The sequence below is a fragment of the Ruminococcus sp. 1001713B170207_170306_F1 genome, assembly GCF_015668065.1.
GTDB classification, from domain to species: Bacteria; Bacillota; Clostridia; order Lachnospirales; family Lachnospiraceae; genus Blautia_A; species Blautia_A faecis.
On sequence record NZ_JADPEX010000034.1, the window covers coordinates 29,010 to 46,679 of the forward strand.

At 44.8% G+C, this 17,670-nt stretch carries 14 protein-coding genes, 1 rRNA gene and 1 pseudogene; 1 reads left to right on the forward strand and 15 read right to left on the reverse strand.

The window, feature by feature from the left end:
- Positions 1 to 256: 256 nt before the first annotated feature.
- The 9 genes from xdhC to I4V84_RS17335 form a co-directional block, all read right to left on the reverse strand.
- Positions 257 to 748, reverse strand: a complete 492-nt coding sequence (gene xdhC / locus I4V84_RS17295; RefSeq protein ID WP_118583364.1) for a xanthine dehydrogenase subunit XdhC — start codon at positions 746 to 748, stop codon at positions 257 to 259.
- The gene (gene xdhB / locus I4V84_RS17300; protein WP_195993043.1) at positions 745 to 1,731 is read right to left on the reverse strand and encodes a xanthine dehydrogenase subunit XdhB; all 987 of its coding nucleotides are present in this window, start codon (positions 1,729 to 1,731) and stop codon (positions 745 to 747) included. The genes xdhC and xdhB overlap by 4 nt, the downstream gene beginning before the upstream one ends.
- Before the next feature lie 17 nt (positions 1,732 to 1,748).
- Positions 1,749 to 4,022 (reverse strand): xanthine dehydrogenase subunit XdhA, encoded by a 2,274-nt coding sequence (gene xdhA, locus I4V84_RS17305; RefSeq protein WP_118583398.1) that lies wholly within the window; start codon positions 4,020 to 4,022, stop codon positions 1,749 to 1,751.
- Between the two features lie 393 nt (positions 4,023 to 4,415).
- Positions 4,416 to 4,907: a 4Fe-4S binding protein gene (locus I4V84_RS17310; RefSeq protein WP_195993044.1), complete on the reverse strand. Its 492-nt coding sequence runs from the start codon at positions 4,905 to 4,907 to the stop codon at positions 4,416 to 4,418.
- 3 nt (positions 4,908 to 4,910) lie between these two features.
- Positions 4,911 to 7,493: a selenium-dependent xanthine dehydrogenase gene (gene xdh / locus I4V84_RS17315; RefSeq protein WP_173769657.1), complete on the reverse strand. Its 2,583-nt coding sequence runs from the start codon at positions 7,491 to 7,493 to the stop codon at positions 4,911 to 4,913.
- A gap of 220 nt (positions 7,494 to 7,713) precedes the next feature.
- Entirely contained in the window at positions 7,714 to 10,713 is a 3,000-nt protein-coding gene (ygfK, locus tag I4V84_RS17320; protein ID WP_195993045.1) for a putative selenate reductase subunit YgfK, read from the reverse strand.
- A 2-nt stretch (positions 10,714 to 10,715) separates the two neighbouring features.
- On the reverse strand, positions 10,716 to 12,053 hold the full coding sequence (ssnA, locus tag I4V84_RS17325; RefSeq protein ID WP_118583354.1) for a putative aminohydrolase SsnA: 1,338 nt from the start codon (positions 12,051 to 12,053) through the stop codon (positions 10,716 to 10,718).
- A 380-nt stretch (positions 12,054 to 12,433) separates the two neighbouring features.
- A complete protein-coding gene (locus I4V84_RS17330) occupies positions 12,434 to 13,027 on the reverse strand; it encodes a histidine phosphatase family protein (protein ID WP_118583352.1) in 594 nt (197 codons plus the stop codon).
- Positions 13,020 to 13,400, reverse strand: a complete 381-nt coding sequence (locus I4V84_RS17335) for a bifunctional adenosylcobinamide kinase/adenosylcobinamide-phosphate guanylyltransferase (protein ID WP_195391939.1) — start codon at positions 13,398 to 13,400, stop codon at positions 13,020 to 13,022. Before I4V84_RS17335 ends, I4V84_RS17330 begins: the two co-directional genes overlap by 8 nt.
- A 106-nt stretch (positions 13,401 to 13,506) precedes the next feature.
- Between I4V84_RS17335 and I4V84_RS20880 the strand changes: the two are divergent.
- A pseudogene (locus I4V84_RS20880) lies at positions 13,507 to 13,553 on the forward strand (DUF6783 domain-containing protein); the annotation flags it as partial.
- Between the two features lie 36 nt (positions 13,554 to 13,589).
- On the opposite strand, the gene cobS reads toward I4V84_RS20880, so the two are convergent.
- From cobS to I4V84_RS17365, 6 genes are all read right to left on the reverse strand, one after another.
- The gene (gene cobS, locus I4V84_RS17340; RefSeq protein WP_334286152.1) at positions 13,590 to 14,354 is read right to left on the reverse strand and encodes an adenosylcobinamide-GDP ribazoletransferase; all 765 of its coding nucleotides are present in this window, start codon (positions 14,352 to 14,354) and stop codon (positions 13,590 to 13,592) included.
- Positions 14,341 to 14,883: a bifunctional adenosylcobinamide kinase/adenosylcobinamide-phosphate guanylyltransferase gene (locus I4V84_RS17345; protein WP_118583346.1), complete on the reverse strand. Its 543-nt coding sequence runs from the start codon at positions 14,881 to 14,883 to the stop codon at positions 14,341 to 14,343. Before I4V84_RS17345 ends, cobS begins: the two co-directional genes overlap by 14 nt.
- A gap of 1 nt (position 14,884) precedes the next feature.
- A complete protein-coding gene (gene cobT / locus I4V84_RS17350; RefSeq protein WP_195993047.1) occupies positions 14,885 to 15,937 on the reverse strand; it encodes a nicotinate-nucleotide--dimethylbenzimidazole phosphoribosyltransferase in 1,053 nt (350 codons plus the stop codon).
- Positions 15,934 to 16,350 (reverse strand): GtrA family protein, encoded by a 417-nt coding sequence (locus I4V84_RS17355; protein ID WP_195993048.1) that lies wholly within the window; start codon positions 16,348 to 16,350, stop codon positions 15,934 to 15,936. The genes cobT and I4V84_RS17355 overlap by 4 nt, the downstream gene beginning before the upstream one ends.
- On the reverse strand, positions 16,334 to 17,296 hold the full coding sequence (locus I4V84_RS17360) for a glycosyltransferase family 2 protein (RefSeq protein WP_118583340.1): 963 nt from the start codon (positions 17,294 to 17,296) through the stop codon (positions 16,334 to 16,336). Before I4V84_RS17360 ends, I4V84_RS17355 begins: the two co-directional genes overlap by 17 nt.
- Positions 17,297 to 17,544: 248 nt before the next feature.
- Positions 17,545 to 17,670 (reverse strand): 23S ribosomal RNA (locus tag I4V84_RS17365); the annotation flags it as partial.

A 17,670-nucleotide genomic window follows, 5' to 3' on the forward strand; every position in this document is an offset into this window, starting at 1 on the left:
ATGCTAATCGTTTTTTCATTTGATTTAATCAATTTCATAACAATATTGTGTTGCAATTAATATTATAACACTTTTCCCATTTACAGTATAGTATAAAATGCATTTTTAATATAGAACCCACAAACAATAGATTACTGTTCACTCCGTTCACAGCAACATGCTTCGCGCCGCACTTCTCGGGTTTTCTGTGAACTATGTTCACAAAAAACACCTCGCGGAATGTCACCAGTAAACAGTAACAACAGTAGCACTTAAATTATTTACCCTCAGCTGTCATATTCTCCTTATTCACCTTCTCCACTGCATTCACAATATTCTCATACCCTGTACAGCGGCAAAGATTTCCTGCCATATGCTTGCGGATGGCATCTCTCGTAAGCTTCTCGCCCCGCTCAAGAAGCACTGTGGCAGACATAACAAAGCCTGGTGTGCAGAATCCGCACTGGATAGCGCCTTCCTCAATAAAAGCTTCCTGAATCCTGGTAAGTTCGCCGTTTTTCTCAAGACCTTCCAGGGTGCGGATATTCTTTCCCTCAGCCCAGACTGCCAGATAAATACAGGAGTCAATGGTCTCACCGTCAATGATCACAGTACAGGCACCGCATTCACCTACTTCACAGCCTTTCTTCACAGAGGTAAGCCCAAGGCGGTTTCGCAGCATGTCAAGAAGGGATTCTCTCACGTCCACATACTCAGCTACCTCTTTTCCGTTTACAGTACACTGTACCAGCCGCATATCCTTTTTCATGACTGCTCACCTCCTGTTACATTCTCAGTATCAGATGAAGGATAAATTTCCCCATTTGAACTTATAGTTTCGCCTGAAGTTGTCCGGACATCCAGCACTACAACTCCCGTCACCATTCCCCTGCGAACACTCTCCTTCAGCGCGCGTTTCGCGATTTCTCCGCCAATCTGCAGTCGGAACGCCTTAGAAGCACGCCAGGAATCTCTGGGATTGATTTCTTCCCTTACCAGCTCTTCCACCTTCTGGTAAAGCTCCTCGCCAATTTCCATGCCCCTCAGCGCCTCTTCCGTCTTCGCACACCGATACGGCACGGGTGCAGCTACACCAAAGGTGATCCTTACATCCTCCAGAACCTTTTTCAGAGGATTGATTCTGCTGACTACACTACAGCTCAGGGTCGCAATATCCATTGCATTTCGCATGGAATACTTAATATAAAATCCATGATATCCCTGATAATCTTTCCCAGGGATCACAATGTGGGTGAGCACATCTCCCTGATGCAGATCCACCTTACCAGGTCCCAGATAAAAATCCCTGATGGGAACCATCCGTCCACCAGTTCCATCTGCGATCCGCAGCATGGCATTCAGCGAAAAAAGTGTAGGTGCACTGTCCGCACTGACCGCACCATTGCAGACATTTCCGCCAATAGTCCCAATATTACGGACTTGGGGTCCGCCAACCTGATCTACTGCTTCCCCCAGAACCGGAATCAGCTTCTGAATGACTGGATCATTCGTCACATGGGAAAAAGTAGTTCCTGCACCAATATAAATATCACCAGACTCCATCAGCCGGACTCCCTTGATTTCCTTAATATCACGAATGCTCACTAAAGATGTACCGGCCATTTTGCCCTCACGGATCTTGATCAGCACATCACTTCCCCCGGAAATCACCCTTGCATCCGGATGCTCCTTCAGAAGAGTTACCGCTTCCTTAATGGTCTCTGCATTATAATAATTTTCAATATCATACATTCCTCATGCCCCCTTTCTCAGATCAGTCCGGCCTTTGTAAAACCGTCTATCAGTCTTTGCGGTGTCAGAGGAATCTCGGAAAAGCCGATGCCAGTTGCATGAAGCACAGCATTCCGGATGGCCGGTGCACTTGGAATTGCAGGAGGCTCGCCAAGGGCTTTATTTCCATATGGTCCCATTGGATCGTTCAGTTCTACAAACTCAGCAGTCAGATCCGGAGTATCCATCATTGTCATCATTTTATAATCCAGTAAAGTCCCATTTAATGGTCTTCCTGTTTTCTCATCAATAAGAAGCTGCTCAGAAACTCCATAACCGATTCCCATGAACATACCGCCATGAACCTGCATTGCTGCAAGCTGCGGATTCAAAAGGGTTCCACTGTCATGAACATTCACAATATCCAGAACCTTGATCTTACCAAGTTTCATATCTACTTCTACTTCCGCAAAACAACAGCCGCTGGCAACTGTATTCTTCTTCACCTGTCTGGAAACCTCTGCTGTAAGGACAGAAGAATTACTCAGACTGTAATAGCTCTCCATGGCCAGATCCTCAAGGGAAATCGCAGGCTTGCCATCTGCCAGAATATAACCATCCTCCAGTTCCAGCCGGTCCACATTACCTGGAACCAGTGTTCTGGCATATTCTAAGATCTTCTGCTTCAGCTGCTGCGCACATTCCTTCACAGCTGTACCTGTGACAAAGGACTGTCTGGAAGCATACGCACCTGTATCAAAAGGCGTCACATCTGTATCCTGCTGAGTTACAATATGTACCCTGGAAATATCCATATGTAAGGTCTCTGCTGCCATCTGGGAAAATACAGTATCCGCGCCCTGTCCAATCTCTGTAGCACCAACCTGCAGCTGTACACTTCCATCCTGATTCAGAGACAGCCTTGCACCTGCAATCTCCAGAGAAATTGGCCATACACCAGTCTTATAGGAAAACAGTGCCATACCAACTCCACGCCGGATATCGCCAGTCTGGTTCTGATATGCTTTCCGTTTCTCATCCCAGTGAATATACTCTGCTCCTTTTTCCAGGCACTCAAAAATACCGTTGGTATTCGCTGCGATTGGCTTCAGATAGGCATCTTCATAATAGCCATGGATCAGATTTTTTCTGCGGAATTCCAGCGGATCCATACCGATTTCATAAGCAATATCATCCATAAAGCTCTCTGTGGCAAAGCAAACCTGAGGAATACCATATCCTCTCATCGCCCCTGCTGTAGGACAGTTGGTATAGACGGTATATGCTTCTCCTCGGATATTTGGACATGCATACTGAAGTCTGCTGGCTGTCAGACCATTGGCTGCTATGGCATGTCCGTGGGATGCATAAGCTCCCTGATTGGAATAGGTAGTCATCTCTTTTGCAAGAAGATGTCCTTCTGCATCTACGCCTGCTTCCATGTCATATTCAATGGAGTGACGGGTTCTGGTATTGGTAAAGGTCTCCTCACGTGTAAGCTCGATTTTCACAGGGCGACCGCCCACCTGCATGGTGAGAAATGCATTCAGAGGTTCATAAAGCACCTCCTGCTTGTTGCCGAAACCACCGCCTACATAAGGCTTGATCACACGTACCTGCCCCCAGGGGATTCCAAGTGCCTGACCAACAATACGGCGCACAATATGGGGAATCTGTGTGGAAGAAACCACCACGATCCTTCCCTTTTCCATATAGGCGTAAGAAATATTATTCTCAATATGGCAGTGCTGGACAATAGGTGTCTTATAGCTTCTTTTCAGCTTCACGGCAGCCTTCTCCATTGCGCTGTCCACATCTCCGATCGCAAAGCTGGATCTTGCCAGAATGTTATCCTTCTTGTCAAGATGAATGGGATGCTCCGTTCCACGCATGGAAATCTTCGGGCTCACGACCACCGGATATTCTTCATATTCTACTTTGATCAGCTTCAATGCCCGGGAAGCTGTCACTTCGTCCTCAGCTACTACAGCTGCAATATCATCGCCATAATACCGTACTCGTCCGGTGAGCAGATTACGGTCTGCCACATCCTGATGAGCAAGCTCCACGGACCAGGGATGTCCTGGGGTGGGATAACAATGATTCGGTACGTCCTTAAAGGTAACTACCTTTACTACGCCGTCCAGAGCCTCTGCTTCGCTGGTATCAATGGATCTTACCACGCCGTTTCCGATCTTTGCATGATAAACCCTGGCTACCAGACACTTATTCAGGATCAGGTCATCTGTAAATTTCGCACGTCCTGTCACTTTCTCATAAGCGTCTACTCTTGGAACACTCTTTCCAATCATATGCTTCACCTTCTTTATATTTTTTGCAGCGGATGCCTCCAATCCGCCCTTTACCCCCTCATAAAGGAATGGCCGACGCCGTTCAAAAAACAAATTTACGGTTCTTCTTTGAACTGATCGTCGGCCCCTTATGCTTCTTCTCTTTCCGTCTCAACCTAAAAAATATTGTACAAAATATTCTTTCAATGCAAAATTATTGTATCATATTTCACCGATGTTTTGCAATAATTTTATAAATAATTTAGTTGTTTTATCTGTATAATTTTGAAATTTCTGCAAATTCGAAGCTCTATCAGCCTGGAGCATGTCTGGAAAATCATTCCCGCAATCTTCATTCCCTGCTTTGCGGTATATTTCGCCATGGAATATTGCGTAACTGTCATAATCGCTTCTCTAATTTTTCGCCGTATAAATCCCCCGCAGATCGTAAATCGCATGTCTTGGACACTTCACTGCGCACATTCCACAGCTCAGGCAGACAGACTCTTCTATCACTGCACAGTTATCTGTAACCTGGATTGCCTCGGCCGTACAGGTCTTCTCACAGATTCCACAGCCGATACAGCTGACTTCACACTGTTTTTTTGCCTCTGCCCCTTTACTCTTATTTGAGCATTTTACTACGATCCAATTGGCACATTCATGGACATGAATGATCTTCTGGGGACATACCTTCCCACATGCTCCGCAGCCGATGCATTTTTCTTCCTCTATTTCCGCCACGCCATACTCATTTAGGGAAACGGCGCCAAATTTACATTTCTCCACACAGGCTCCACAGCCAATACATCCATCTTTGCATCCATTGTCCCCTGCTGTAACCCTGCACCCCCCGTTACATGCCACAACAGCTGACCGATACGGAAATTTCTTCTTTACTGCCATCTCTCATCCCTTCCTTTCATATGGTGTTTCACTAAGAGGAAGGCTGTAACGCCTTACACCATCTCTTCGGAAATAGGCATCTGCTATTGCGGGTGCGGTGGGAATGGATGTAATTTCTCCAATACCAATAGCACCGCAGGCAACCTTAAGGCCTGGCTTGTCGATAACAATGGCATCGATCTTCGGAATTTCATGTGCACGGAAAAGACCTAAAGAACCATACTTGGAAATAGGTTTACAGTTCTCATCAATGGGATATTTTTCCCGCAGGGCAAATCCTATGGACATTACCACACCACCCTCGATCTGCCCCTCACAGGACAAAGGATTTACCGCTTTTCCCACATCATGAGCAGCAACTATCTCTTCAATTTTACCTGTCTTGGAATCCAAAATACAAACCTGGGTAGCATATCCATAAGCAACATGGGATACCGGATTGGGCACATTTGCACCAAGAGGATCGGTCTTCGCAAGATATTCTGCATAATAAACCTTACCGATCATATCTTCTACGCTTAATCCTGCTTTTTTATCCTCCATCAGTTTCTCACAGGCTCTTCTGCAAGCCTCACCGGTAATCAATGTCTGTCTGGAACCGGATGTAGTTCCGGAATCTGGTGAAATCCAGGTATTGCTGCGCTCGTAAATGATATCCTCTCTTTTTATATCTGTATTACTCACGATCATCTGGGTCAGTACTGTGCCAAGCCCCTGTCCAATACAGGAAGCTCCTGAGTAAATGTGAAGCTTCTTATCCTCTTCATAAATCAGTTTCACGCGGCCAGTGTCCGGAATTCCAACACCAACACCCGCATTCTTCATGGCGCAGCCAATGCCCACCGCTTTTCCTGCTGCCAACGCAGCTTCATATTTCGGCTGTACTGCTTCTAAGGTCTCCACAAGACCTGTGGAAGCGTCAACAATCTGACCATTTGGAAGCGTCTCCCAGGGCCGGATCGCATTGCGGTAACGAATTTCCCAGGGAGTGATTCCCACCTTATCTGCCATCATATTCAGAAGTGTCTCTGTCGCAAAACAGGTCTGGGTAACTCCGAATCCGCGAAATGCTCCTGCCGGCGGATTATTGGTATAGTAAGCTGTTCCCTCAATTTCGAAGTTTTCGTAGTGATAAGGACCTGCTGCATGGGTACATGCGCGCTCCAGAACCGGACCGCCAAGAGATGCGAATGCACCTGTATCCGCGGCAACCTTTGCCTTTACTCCCATGATATTTCCATTTTCATCACAGCCCATGGTCATATCCATATAAAAAGGATGGCGCTTAGGATGAACCAGCAGGGATTCTGCTCTTGTAAGCTTCATCTTAACCGGTTTCTTCGTCACATAAGTAAGAAGCGCACTTAAATGCTGCACAGTCATGTCTTCCTTACCACCAAATCCGCCGCCTACCAGCGCATTCTGTACCTTTACTTTGTCTGTACCAAGAACTAAGCTGCATTCGTGCAGCGTCTGGTGTGCTGACTGGTCTGTGGAATATACAAAAACATCTCCGTCTTCATCATAAAAAGACACGGCGCATTCCGGTTCCAGAAATGCGTGTTCCGTCCATGGTGTCTCAAAATGATGGGAAATCACATATTTGGAATTTTTTATAGCCTCTGCTGCATTTCCCCGGCTGATATGTTTATATGCACAGATATTGTTCTCTTCCTCATCAAATACCTTTGGTGCATCTGGTTTCGCTGCCTCTTCAATCGTATGAATGTGAGGAAGCACCTCATACTCAACCTGGATCAGCTTCGCTGCCTTATCCGCAGTCTCTTTATCTCTGGCTGCTACAAGTGCAATGGCATCTCCCAGATAATGGGTAAGCCCTCCTATGGGAATCAGGGTATACTGATCATGCTTCAAATGTCCGATTTTATTCTCTCCTGGAATATCTTCCGCCGTAACAACTGCCTCTACCCCAGGAAGTGCCAGTGCCTTGGTCTTATCAATGGAAAGCACCCTTGCACGCGGATATTTACTTCTCAGTGCTGATCCATAAAGCATACCATCCAGGTAAAAATCGTCTGGATATTTTCCGGTACCAAGAACCTTTTCCCCAACATCGATTCTTGCTACACGGGAGCCAATATGCCAGTCGTTGTTAATTTCTTCCGGAAGTGTCCCCTCCTGCATAACTTTAGCCGCGATCCGTACTGCATCTATAATTTTTACATATCCGGTACAACGGCAATAATTGTTACGCAAGGCATATTTGATTTCTTCATCAGTGGGCTCTTTATTCACATCCAGAAGAGCTTTCGTGCACATTACCATGCCAGGAATACAAAAGCCGCACTGTACGGCACCAGCCTTTCCGTATGCATACGTATATACCTTTTCTTCCCACTCTGTCAGACCTTCTACTGTAATGATATTTCTGCCATCCAGCAGATCTGTATCCGGCACACAGGCCTTACAGGTTCTGCCATCGATAATCACTGTACAGGCTCCACAGGCACCCTCACTACAGCCATCTTTTACAGAAGTCAGATGTAACTCATCACGGAGAAATCTGAGCAGCTTTTGATTTTTTTTCGTCTCTACCCTCTGGCCATTGACTGTAAATACTGCCATGTTGGACTCTCCTTTCTACTACCCCCCATGAAAGTCAGATGCTTTTAACTGCGCTCCTAAACTTTCACAGTGAACTATGAGAAACACATTCTGAAGGTTTCCCAAATTATCGCAGCAGTCACCAAGATCTTATGCATGAACATACTTCGGCTCGCTGCCTGTCAAAATATAGACACTGTCCACAGACCTTAAAAAGCTGTGGACAGTATTTTCTATTACTTTATTTAGTTATCAGATATCCATAATCATCGATCACTGCACAGATCAGCTTCTTCAAACCGTCATACAGTTTATCTGCCGGATCGTCTGCCTTGCAGTCTGTAATCTGGCCTACAAATCTGACTTTACATGTCTTATTCTCTTTATCCAGAACAACAAAACCATCGTTCTTACTGTCTGCCATGTCTTTCTCATTTGCAAACAGAGTAAATTTATCCTTGTATGGTGCACTTGCGTATGGGCAGAAGCTCTTACAGTTACCGCACTCATTACACATATAATCTACGTGGATGACCTGATTCATAGCCATTCCAGGAACCTTGATGGAAATATTGGCACGGTTCGGACACACATCTACACAGTTCTCACAGACTTTGTTACAGGTAAGACATCTCTCTTCCTCTGTCTTCGCCTCTTTACTGTGCTTCAGGATACCTTTCTTTTCGAAACAGTCTTTCACATCACCTGTCACAGCTGCATCTCTGGTAATCTCTTTGCCAAGAATATCTTTCACTGCCAGCTGTGCATCCCGGATTCCCTCTACGATGGTTGCTGCGCCTCTGGCGCCGTCTCCGGCAACATAGACACCACTCACGCTGGTTTCAAGAGTCTTATCGTTGACCTTTGCTTTTCCTCTTTCATCTACTACGATCTTGTTGGCAGTGTAGAAATCGGTATCAATCTTTTCTCCAACAGCTACGATCACGGTATCAGCCGGAACCTCTACCACATCCTCAGTCTCGGTTACACTTGCACGTCCGGAAGCATCCATCTGGCCAAGCTTCATCTTCTTGCAGAGCAGTCTGCCACCATCAAGACTTACCGGAGAAAGAAGTTCCTTAAACTCAACGCCCTCCTCCAGAACTTCCAGAAGCTCATCCTCTGCAGCTGGCATATAGCGTTTGGTTCTTCTGTATACAAGATAAACATGCTCTACGCCTTCTGTGCGTTTCGCAGCTCTTGCAGTGTCCATAGCAGTGTTTCCGCCGCCGATTACAACTACATTTTTGCCAATATTCAGCTTACCATCATTTGCCTTGAAATCACGAAGGAACTTCAGAGCGTTAACGGTCTCACCTTTTTCCAGTTTCAAAGTGCCAGGCTTGCCAGCTCCAATTGCCAGGATCACAGCATCATAGCCCTGTGCTTTCAGATCTGCCACAGAAGTGATCTCTGTATTTGTGCAGATCTCTACACCCATCTTCTGGATGAAAGAAATATCTTTGTCAATAGCAGCGTCTCCAATACGGAATCCAGGTATCACGTAACGGATCACGCCGCCGGCTTTCTCTTCTTTTTCAAAAATGGTAACTGCTGCGCCCTCTCTTGCAAGGAAGTAAGCAGCTGCAATACCTGCAGGACCGCCACCAACTACGGCGACCTTCTTACCGTTTGGCTCGCCAGCCTTGATCTCACCGATCAGCTGCTCATAGCCATGCTCTGCTGCTGTCAGCTTGGTGCCACGGATATTTACGGATTCTTCGTAGAAATTACGGGTACATTTGGTCATACAGTTGTGTGCACATAAGGTACCTGTAATAAATGGCAGGGCATTTTTCTCAAGGATCACTTCAAGTGCTTCTTTATATTTACCCTCACCAGTCAGTGCTACATACTGTGGAATATCCTGATGGATTGGACATCCTTCAGAACATGGTGCATAGAAGCAGTCCAGAAGAGGAACTTCTTTTGTGCTCTTTCTGTTCGGAACCGGCTTAATGTTCTTCACATGATGCCCATCAGTAATAGCATCTGCTGCCAGCTTCTTCAATGCATCCACGTCGATTCCTTCCCATTTCTTCGGACAGATTCCTTCTACCTTATCTGCTACCTGGGTAAATCTCTGGTAGCCGCCTGTCTTCAAAAGGGTGGTAGCCATAGTTACAGGCCAGATACCGCATCCCACAATTTTGTCAATATTGAAATAATCTGCACCTCCGGAATAGGAAATTCGAAGTTTTCCTGCGAATTCAGCAGAAAGTTTGGCTGCAAGGGAAATGGACAATGGGAACAAAGCTTTGCCAGACATGTACATTTCTTCACTTGGAAGCTCATTTCGGGTAACATCAACCGGGAAAGTATTGGTAATCTTTACACCAAATTCCAGCCCCAGTTCTTCGGATAATTTCATCAGACGTGTAAGCATGGGGACTGCATCCTCATACTGCAAATCGTCTCTGAAATGGAAATCGCCGAATACCATATAATCATATCCCATCTCATCCATGGTCTTTCTTGCAAAATCATAGCCAAGAAGGGTCGGGTTGCACTTTACAAAGGTATTCAGATGTTTCTCTGTAAGCAGATAATTTGCAATGCTCTCAATCTCCTGTGGAGGACATCCATGCAGTGTGGAGATCGTAGCAGAATTACAGACATTGGATGGGATTGCTTCGATGTCTTCTCTGGTAAAGTTCTGGAACTTGTCAGCATTGTCCAAAAGCCATTTTCTGCATTCCTGGAAAATAACAGTGTCCTTTGCTTCCATCATTCCGTCAATAAAGGTATTGACCTTGTCTCCCTTAATTCCTGCAAGATCATATCCTACGGAAATATTAAACTGGAACCCATCCTGTGCACCCAGGCCAAATTCTTTTGCGATCACATGAAGGATAAACCATGCCTTGATGTACTCGCCCATCGCGTCCGGAACAGTCAGCTCAGTTGACCATTCGCAGTTATATCCCTCATCATCTGCAAGAATGCACGGTTTATTCACACATGCTGAAAGCTCTGCGCCATCCATCTTCTGAACTGTCTTCAGCTCAAAAAAACGGGCTCCTGCATAATAAGAAGCGATGATATTCTGTGCCAGCTGGGTATGGGGACCTGCTGCCGGTCCCACTGGTGTCTCCAGGTTTCTGGTAAAAATAGTCATATCATTCTTCGGATCTGCTGTGTATGGGCGATGTACCCCAAATACAGTGTCCTGCCCTTTTTTCTCCTGAAGGACCCAGTCCATCAGCTGCCCGAAAGGCATACATGTCATAATATCGCTCATATTTATTTTCCTCCGTTAATATCGTCAGCCAGTTCCTGTGCAGACTGACGGCAGTCAGCCATAACCTTATCTACGTCACAAACCAGCACTTCCCTGTCTTTCATAAGAACCTTGCCGTTACATACAGTAGTCACAACGTCATGTCCTGTAGTTCCAAACAGAAGATGTCCGTTTACATTGTCTGCTCTCATAGGTGTAAGTGGGTTGTAATCCATTACGATCACATCGGCAGCTGCCCCCTCTTTCAGAACACCAAGTGGTTTCTTAAAGTAGCGGTTGGCAATAATTGCATTGTTCTCAAAGAGCATCTTGGGAACCTCACCCCATGCAGCATTTGGATCGCAGAGATGATGCTTGTGAAGGATATTGGCAACCTTCCAGGATTCCAGCATATCGTGGGTGTATCCATCAGTTCCAAGTCCTGTAACGATTCCCTTATGTACCAATTCCATGGTAGGCGGACATCCGCAGGCATTTCCCATATTGGATTCCGGATTGTGGACAACCATGGTGTCAGTCTCTTTAATTAAATCCATCTCATGCTCGTTAATATAAATACAATGTCCCAGAAGCGTCTTCGGCCCAAGAATATTCCAATCGTAAAGTCTGTCTACAATTCGTTTGCTGTGCTCCTTCAGGCACTGATGAAGGTCATAGATTCCCTCTGCAACATGAATATGATAGCCAACACCGTCTGGCTTCAGTTCGTTACACAATTCCATGGTCTCATCGGAAATAGTGAAAGATGCATGCATACCCATCATAGCAGCGATCATGTCGCTGTCATCTGCAAGTGCGTGTTTGATAAAGTTCACATTCTCCATTACAGATTCTCTGGACTTGTCCATGCCGTCACGGTCGGAAATTTCATAGCAAAGGCAGGTACGGACACCAAGATCCTTAGCTGCTGATTCAATAGCACTGAGGGAACCGGTAATATGTCCAAAGCTTGCATGGTGATCAAATACAGTCGTTACACCATTCCGGATACTGTCGATGTAAGTAGCCATCGCAGAAAGTCTGGTCTGCTCCAGGGTAAGATGACGGTCAATAGTCCACCACTGTCCATCCAGAATATCCAGAAAGCCCTTGGGATTATATCCTTTAATACTCAGACCTCTGGCAAAAGAGCTGTAGATATGCTCATGGGTATTGATAAATGCAGGCATGATAACTCCGCCTCTGGCATCTACAAATTCTCCATCCGGATATGCCTTCTTCACCTCATCTGTAGTCCCCACCATAACTATGGTGTTACCATCCATTGCAACTGCACCGTTCTCTATAAATGCCTTGGATGCGTCCCGTGTGATCATTCTTCCATTACCAATAATAAGCATATGGCATCCTCCTTTACTTGTTAAAATTGTTGAATCAAATAGCACAATTCAACATTTTTTAGGATATTTTATACAGATAATGTAACACATTCCCATATAAATTTCAATAGGAAATCTAAAAATATTTTTGGCTTTCTCAAAATTTTTGTTCAAACAAACTAACTGATCACAGCCAAAACACGCTCTAGGGCACGTTTGAAAATGCTTTCTACAAGCTGTACGTCACAATTCGAGGGAGATTTTGCCCGCAGTCTGCATAAACATGAAAACAAGGCAGTCTGTCAATTAAACAAACTGCCTTGTTCTCTCTATTAATGGATTTTTCAAACAAGCTCTAATCCATAGCTGATTTTCCATCTGCATTATTCGTATATGTATCTTTATAACTCCCGGATCACATGCAAGAATTTCCGGCCCTTTTTCCATAATTCAGGATCAATTTCCACCTCATAGCCTTTGCCATTCTGCACATGCCAGTCATAAAAAGAGCGGTCTTCGTCTGCATATTCTTCCATAACATTCATGATCGTACCGCCATGCACCACAAGTGCTGCCAAAGAAATCCCATTACGGAGACAACCATTTACAGCTTTCTGGAAGCCGGTCACATTGCGTCTTTTAAATTCCTCTCTGCTCTCTCCTCCCGGAAATGGCAGTAGTCCACCAGAATCGATCCAGGACTGGTAATGTTCATTTCCGTCCAGTTCCTGATAATTTTTATTTTCAAATTCTCCAAAATCACATTCTGCAAGCTCATCAATAATATTCAGCTTTTTTCCGGGAAAAAGGATTCCTGCTGTCTGGGTACAGCGGATCATAGGACTTGCATAAACTGCCTGTACCTCCGGATAAGCAAGCTGCGCCAGCATATTCCCAGCCTCCGGACAAAGAGGTTCATCCGTTCTTTTTCCTATATATCTTTTTAACTTATTCCCCTGGGTTTCCCCATGACGAATCAGAATAAGTTTAAGCATTTTTGATCACCGTCCCAATTCCACATACTACACGTATTACCTTTTTGCTTTTTGATGCGAGATCCGTACAGACTCTTCCCACTGCCTCCCGGTATTTCCGGTCAAAAACATCCATGGGGACAACGCCGTATCCTACTTCCTGACTTACCAGAATGATATCCGGATTTTTCTCCCATAATTCTTCTGCCAGTCTGGCCACATCTTTGTCTGCTTTTAATTCTTTTTTGATATACTCCTGAAAATCAAGGACGCCCTCTGCATTCATAAGCTCTTCTTTTTCCAGATCGGCTCCCTTTTTCCAGCAGACATCAGGATGATGTTCTTTTGCATATGTGCTCTTTCCCTGAAAAGCACCTCCAATGATCATTTCCATTGTTACAATTTCTCCTTTTTTCCCAGTTCCCGGAGCGTGTCTGTAAAAGACTTTCTGCAAGATGTACGTCACAATTTGTGGGAGATTTTGCCCGGATGAGGGCGCGTAGCGGGCTACGACAACCGAATTCGGGCAAAATATACCGCAAAGTGGGGCGTGCAGATTGCGGGAATGATTTTTCAGACACGTCTAGATAAATACAGAAACAACAGCCAGTACAACAGTCATTCCCACCTCACAAAGGCACAGAAAATATCCTGCCAGGTCACCTGTGATCCCGCCAAAATATTTCATTGCTTTATAATGATAATAAAGGAAAACAAGTACTGCAGTTCCAAATGCCAGAATACCCATCACAGGCTGGATCCATATCATCACCGCCAGCAGAATTCCAAGATAGACGATCAGCACATTTCGCACAATCATATCTTCTGCTTTTCTGGAAAATTCTGCTACAGTTCCATCTTTACGTGCCTTTGGAAACATCATGACACTGATTCCGGACAAACATCTGGAAACCATAAATCCGAGAGCCATAATCAAAAGTGCCCGCCTGTCCGTCCACAACTGACTATAAGCTCCATACCATATCAGAAAAAAAGCACAGGCTGTAATAACCGCAAATGCACCGGCATGGGAATCTTTCAGAATTTCAAGACGTCTCTCCCTTTCCTGCCAGGAGCTTAATGCATCCGAAGTATCCAGAAGACCATCTACATGGATTCCACCTGTCACCACTACCGGAACCAGTACAAGAACTGCTGAGACAAAAGACGGATTAAATCCAAATTTTCCGCCTGCCCATCCTACCAGATAAGAAAGCGCTCCAATTACCAGGCCGATAAAAGGAAAAAAACAGAATGTATATTTCATATTCTCCTTGTTCCAGTCTGCCATTGGCATAGGGATTTTTGAATACATGGCAAACGCCACTTTAAAATTATTCCACAGCATTTTCAATGATTTTTCCTCCTTTATGCCAGATTGGAATCCCATATACTACTTCAACCACCTCATCAGCCATTTTTCCAATGTTTTGATTGATTATCCCCAGATATTCCTGATAGCGGATGGTATCGCCCTCATAACTGGCTGCTTCGGAAAAAATCTCATTCGTGACAATCACCAGATGACGTACCTGGCTACTCAACTTTTTTATGCCTTCCAAAACGGCTTCCACAGTTTTTTCACCAGCCCCTTTTTCCTCAAACATCTCATTAGCGGCAAGATTGGACATACATTCCAGAAGAACCACAGCATTTTCCGGGAAATCCAGATTCTTCAATCCGGTATAGCATTCAACTGTCTCGAATCCTTTTCCTGCACGCATTTTCCGATGACGTGCCACACGCTTATGACTTTCCTCGTCATATGGATGCATGGTTGCAATATAGATTCTTTTTGCCGGTCCAAAAGATACTATTTTATCTTCTGCAAAAGCAGATTTTCCGCTTCCGCTTCCTCCGGTCACGACTGTCATCATATTAATTCAGCTCCTCGTACTGGTCCACGTGAATATCATCAAATGTACTTAATGTATTGTAAAGAGTAGCTCCCATATCAAGAAACGGACAAAGGGCAATGGCTCCAGTGCCTTCCCCAAGACACATGTCAGCATGAAGCACAGCTTCTTTTCCAAGCTCATCCAGAACAAGATGTGCTGCCGGTTCTTTGGACACATGACTGGCGATCATATAATCCGCTGCCTCCGGGCAAAGTCTGGCTGCTACAAGTGCGGCAACTCCGGAAATAAAACCGTCAATAAGAACCGGAATCTGTAATGCAGCTCCACCAAGATACACACCTGCCATTCCTGCGATATCAAGACCTCCAACTTTTGCAAGCACGTCTATGGAATCTTTTGCATCCGGCTTATTTAAATCAATGGCTTTCTTAATCGCCTGAATCTTGCGGGTAAGCCCATCGCTGGAAAGTCCTGCACCACGGCCAGTCATGGTTTCCACAGGTTGCCCCAGAAGCACAGATGCAACTGCACTGCTGGTTGTGGTATTTCCAATTCCCATCTCACCAGTTGCAAAAAGACGATACCCCTGAGCCTTCAGTTCTTCTGCCATAGCAATTCCTGCTTCAATTCCCTTTATGGCTTCGTCTCTTGTCATAGCCGGACCTTTCGTCATATTGCGGGTTCCATACATAACTTTCAGATCTGTACGTGCTGTAGTATCTCTTACCATTCCCACATCTACTGGCTTTACATCCACTCCACACTGGTGGCACATTACACATGCGGTAGTGGTTTCTTTTACAAAATTATCTGCTACAATTGCAGTGACTTCCTGTCCTGTCTGGGTAACCCCCTCTTCTACCACGCCATTGTCTGCACACATGGCAACAAGAGCCTTTTTTCCAAGATCCACTTTCTCATCCCCTGTAATTCCAACGATCTGCGTAATCAGATCTTCCATTTTTCCAAGGGAATGGAGAGGCTTGGCGATGCTATCCCATCGTCTTCTGGCTGTTTTCATTTTTTCCTCATTCAGAGGCTTTATCTGTTTAAGTGTTTCTTCTAATGTCATGATTTCCTCCCGCTGGTAAATACCAGGAATTTACTGAATATGTAATTTAATGCCAGAACTATAAACTGGGTGATAAATTTGCCGGCCATATCATTCATGTGTATGATCTCTGCAAAGAACCATACGCCTGCTACTTCGATCACCATTGTTACACCTCTCGCTCCGACAAATTTGCAGAATGGACGGATATGGTCTTTCAAAGTCTCGCATTTGTCCTGAAAAACAAATTTAGAGTTTACCACATAAGCAAAAAGAATTGCCAGAATAATCGAGATCACATTTGCAAGATCTCTTTGAACTCCTGCCTGGCGCAGAAGAAAAAAGCTCACCAAATTCACCAGTGTAGTACATCCTCCAAAAAACACATAACGTACCACATCACTGGCATACAGTTTCTTAATGAGAGCAGTCATGGTTTACCTCCTGATAGACATCCTCTTTTCCACGAAGAATCTGGGAAATGATATAACGTGGACGCCGTTTTACTTCTTCGTATATTTTTGCAATATAATAGCCGATGATTCCAAGACTGAGCATAATAGCGCTTCCAATAAGCAAAAGAACGATAAGGGTAGTTGTATATCCCTCTACCGCTCTGCCGGCAAAAAATTGTACCAGCGAATAAATAATCAAAATCAGGGAGCATCCAAAGCATGCCCCTCCTACGACCGTTACAAATTGCAGCGGTGCTGTAGTAAAAGCCACAATATTGGTAAACGCATATTTTATCAAGGACCAGGTAGACCACTTAGACTGTCCAGCTTCTCTGTCCCGCACCTCAAATTCCACATAAGTGGTCTTAAATCCCACCCAGGATGAGGTCGCACGGAAAAACATATTTCGTTCTGGCATAGAAAGAATACTATTCACTGCTTTCCTGTCCATCATTTTGAAATCCGAAGCATTCTGCATATTCACACCTGTAGCCTTGGACATGATTCCATAGAAAAAGCCAGCGCTCTCTTTGTGAAGCAGACTTTCCGTTCCTCTTGATTTCTTTACGCCTTCGATTACTTCCCATCCCTGCTCCCAGAGATGGTACATGGAAATCAAAGTTTCCGGCGGGTGCTGCAGATCACAATCCATAACTGCCACCACATCTCCTGTAGCCTGGGCCATTCCTGCATATACTGCTGCTTCTTTTCCGAAATTTCTGGAAAAATGAACGCCAAGAACATTTCCATCTTTTTCTCCGGCTTTGGTGATTTCTTCCCAGGTTTTGTCTTTTGAGCCATCGTCAACAACAACTAGTTCGTAGGAAATGCCGGCTTCTGCTAATACTTCATGAAGAACACGACAGGTTTTTCCTACCATCAGTTCTTCGTTATAAGCTGGCAAAACCACTGATAATCTGCTCATTTTTTCATCCTCTTCTCTGCTGACAGCCTTGTATATTTATGTTTAAAACGTGACAGCAGATCTTATTCTTTTCGATTTTTCAACGTTCCCATTATATTACAAATCCAGTGGGCAGGCAACCTTAATTGATATTCTTCAGAATTTAATAACAAAAAAACGATAACCAACCGGCTACCGTTTCCGTTCTGTATCTTCAAAACTACATACATGTTACATCCTAATGGAATCATTTTACAACCTTGCGATTGTTGGTCAAGCCCTCACCCTATTAGTAACAGTCAGCTCCATGCATTACTGCACTTCCACCCCTGCCCTATCTACCTCGTCGTCTTCAAGGGGGTTTACTTCTTTCGAATGGGACATCTCATCTTGAG

Excerpts from the sequence above, each read along its gene's own strand:
- ygfK (WP_195993045.1), bottom strand. The coding sequence starts at position 10,713 with ATGAGCGATATTATGACATGTATGCCTTTCGGGCAGCTGATGGACTGG.
- I4V84_RS17335 (WP_195391939.1), bottom strand. The coding sequence starts at position 13,400 with ATGGAAATGATCATTGGAGGTGCTTTTCAGGGAAAGAGCACATATGCA.
- cobT (WP_195993047.1), bottom strand. The coding sequence starts at position 15,937 with ATGACATTAGAAGAAACACTTAAACAGATAAAGCCTCTGAATGAGGAA.
- ssnA (WP_118583354.1), bottom strand. The coding sequence starts at position 12,053 with ATGCTTATTATTGGTAATGGAAGAATGATCACACGGGACGCATCCAAG.
- I4V84_RS17345 (WP_118583346.1), bottom strand. The coding sequence starts at position 14,883 with ATGATGACAGTCGTGACCGGAGGAAGCGGAAGCGGAAAATCTGCTTTT.
- I4V84_RS17355 (WP_195993048.1), bottom strand. The coding sequence starts at position 16,350 with ATGACTGCTCTCATTAAGAAACTGTATGCCAGTGATGTGGTACGTTAT.
- cobS (WP_334286152.1), bottom strand. The coding sequence starts at position 14,354 with ATGCTGTGGAATAATTTTAAAGTGGCGTTTGCCATGTATTCAAAAATC.
- xdhA (WP_118583398.1), bottom strand. The coding sequence starts at position 4,022 with ATGATTGGAAAGAGTGTTCCAAGAGTAGACGCTTATGAGAAAGTGACA.
- xdhB (WP_195993043.1), bottom strand. The coding sequence starts at position 1,731 with ATGTATGATATTGAAAATTATTATAATGCAGAGACCATTAAGGAAGCG.
- I4V84_RS17310 (WP_195993044.1), bottom strand. The coding sequence starts at position 4,907 with ATGGCAGTAAAGAAGAAATTTCCGTATCGGTCAGCTGTTGTGGCATGT.
- xdhC (WP_118583364.1), bottom strand. The coding sequence starts at position 748 with ATGAAAAAGGATATGCGGCTGGTACAGTGTACTGTAAACGGAAAAGAG.
- I4V84_RS17360 (WP_118583340.1), bottom strand. The coding sequence starts at position 17,296 with ATGAGCAGATTATCAGTGGTTTTGCCAGCTTATAACGAAGAACTGATG.
- xdh (WP_173769657.1), bottom strand. The coding sequence starts at position 7,493 with ATGGCAGTATTTACAGTCAATGGCCAGAGGGTAGAGACGAAAAAAAAT.
- I4V84_RS17330 (WP_118583352.1), bottom strand. The coding sequence starts at position 13,027 with ATGCTTAAACTTATTCTGATTCGTCATGGGGAAACCCAGGGGAATAAG.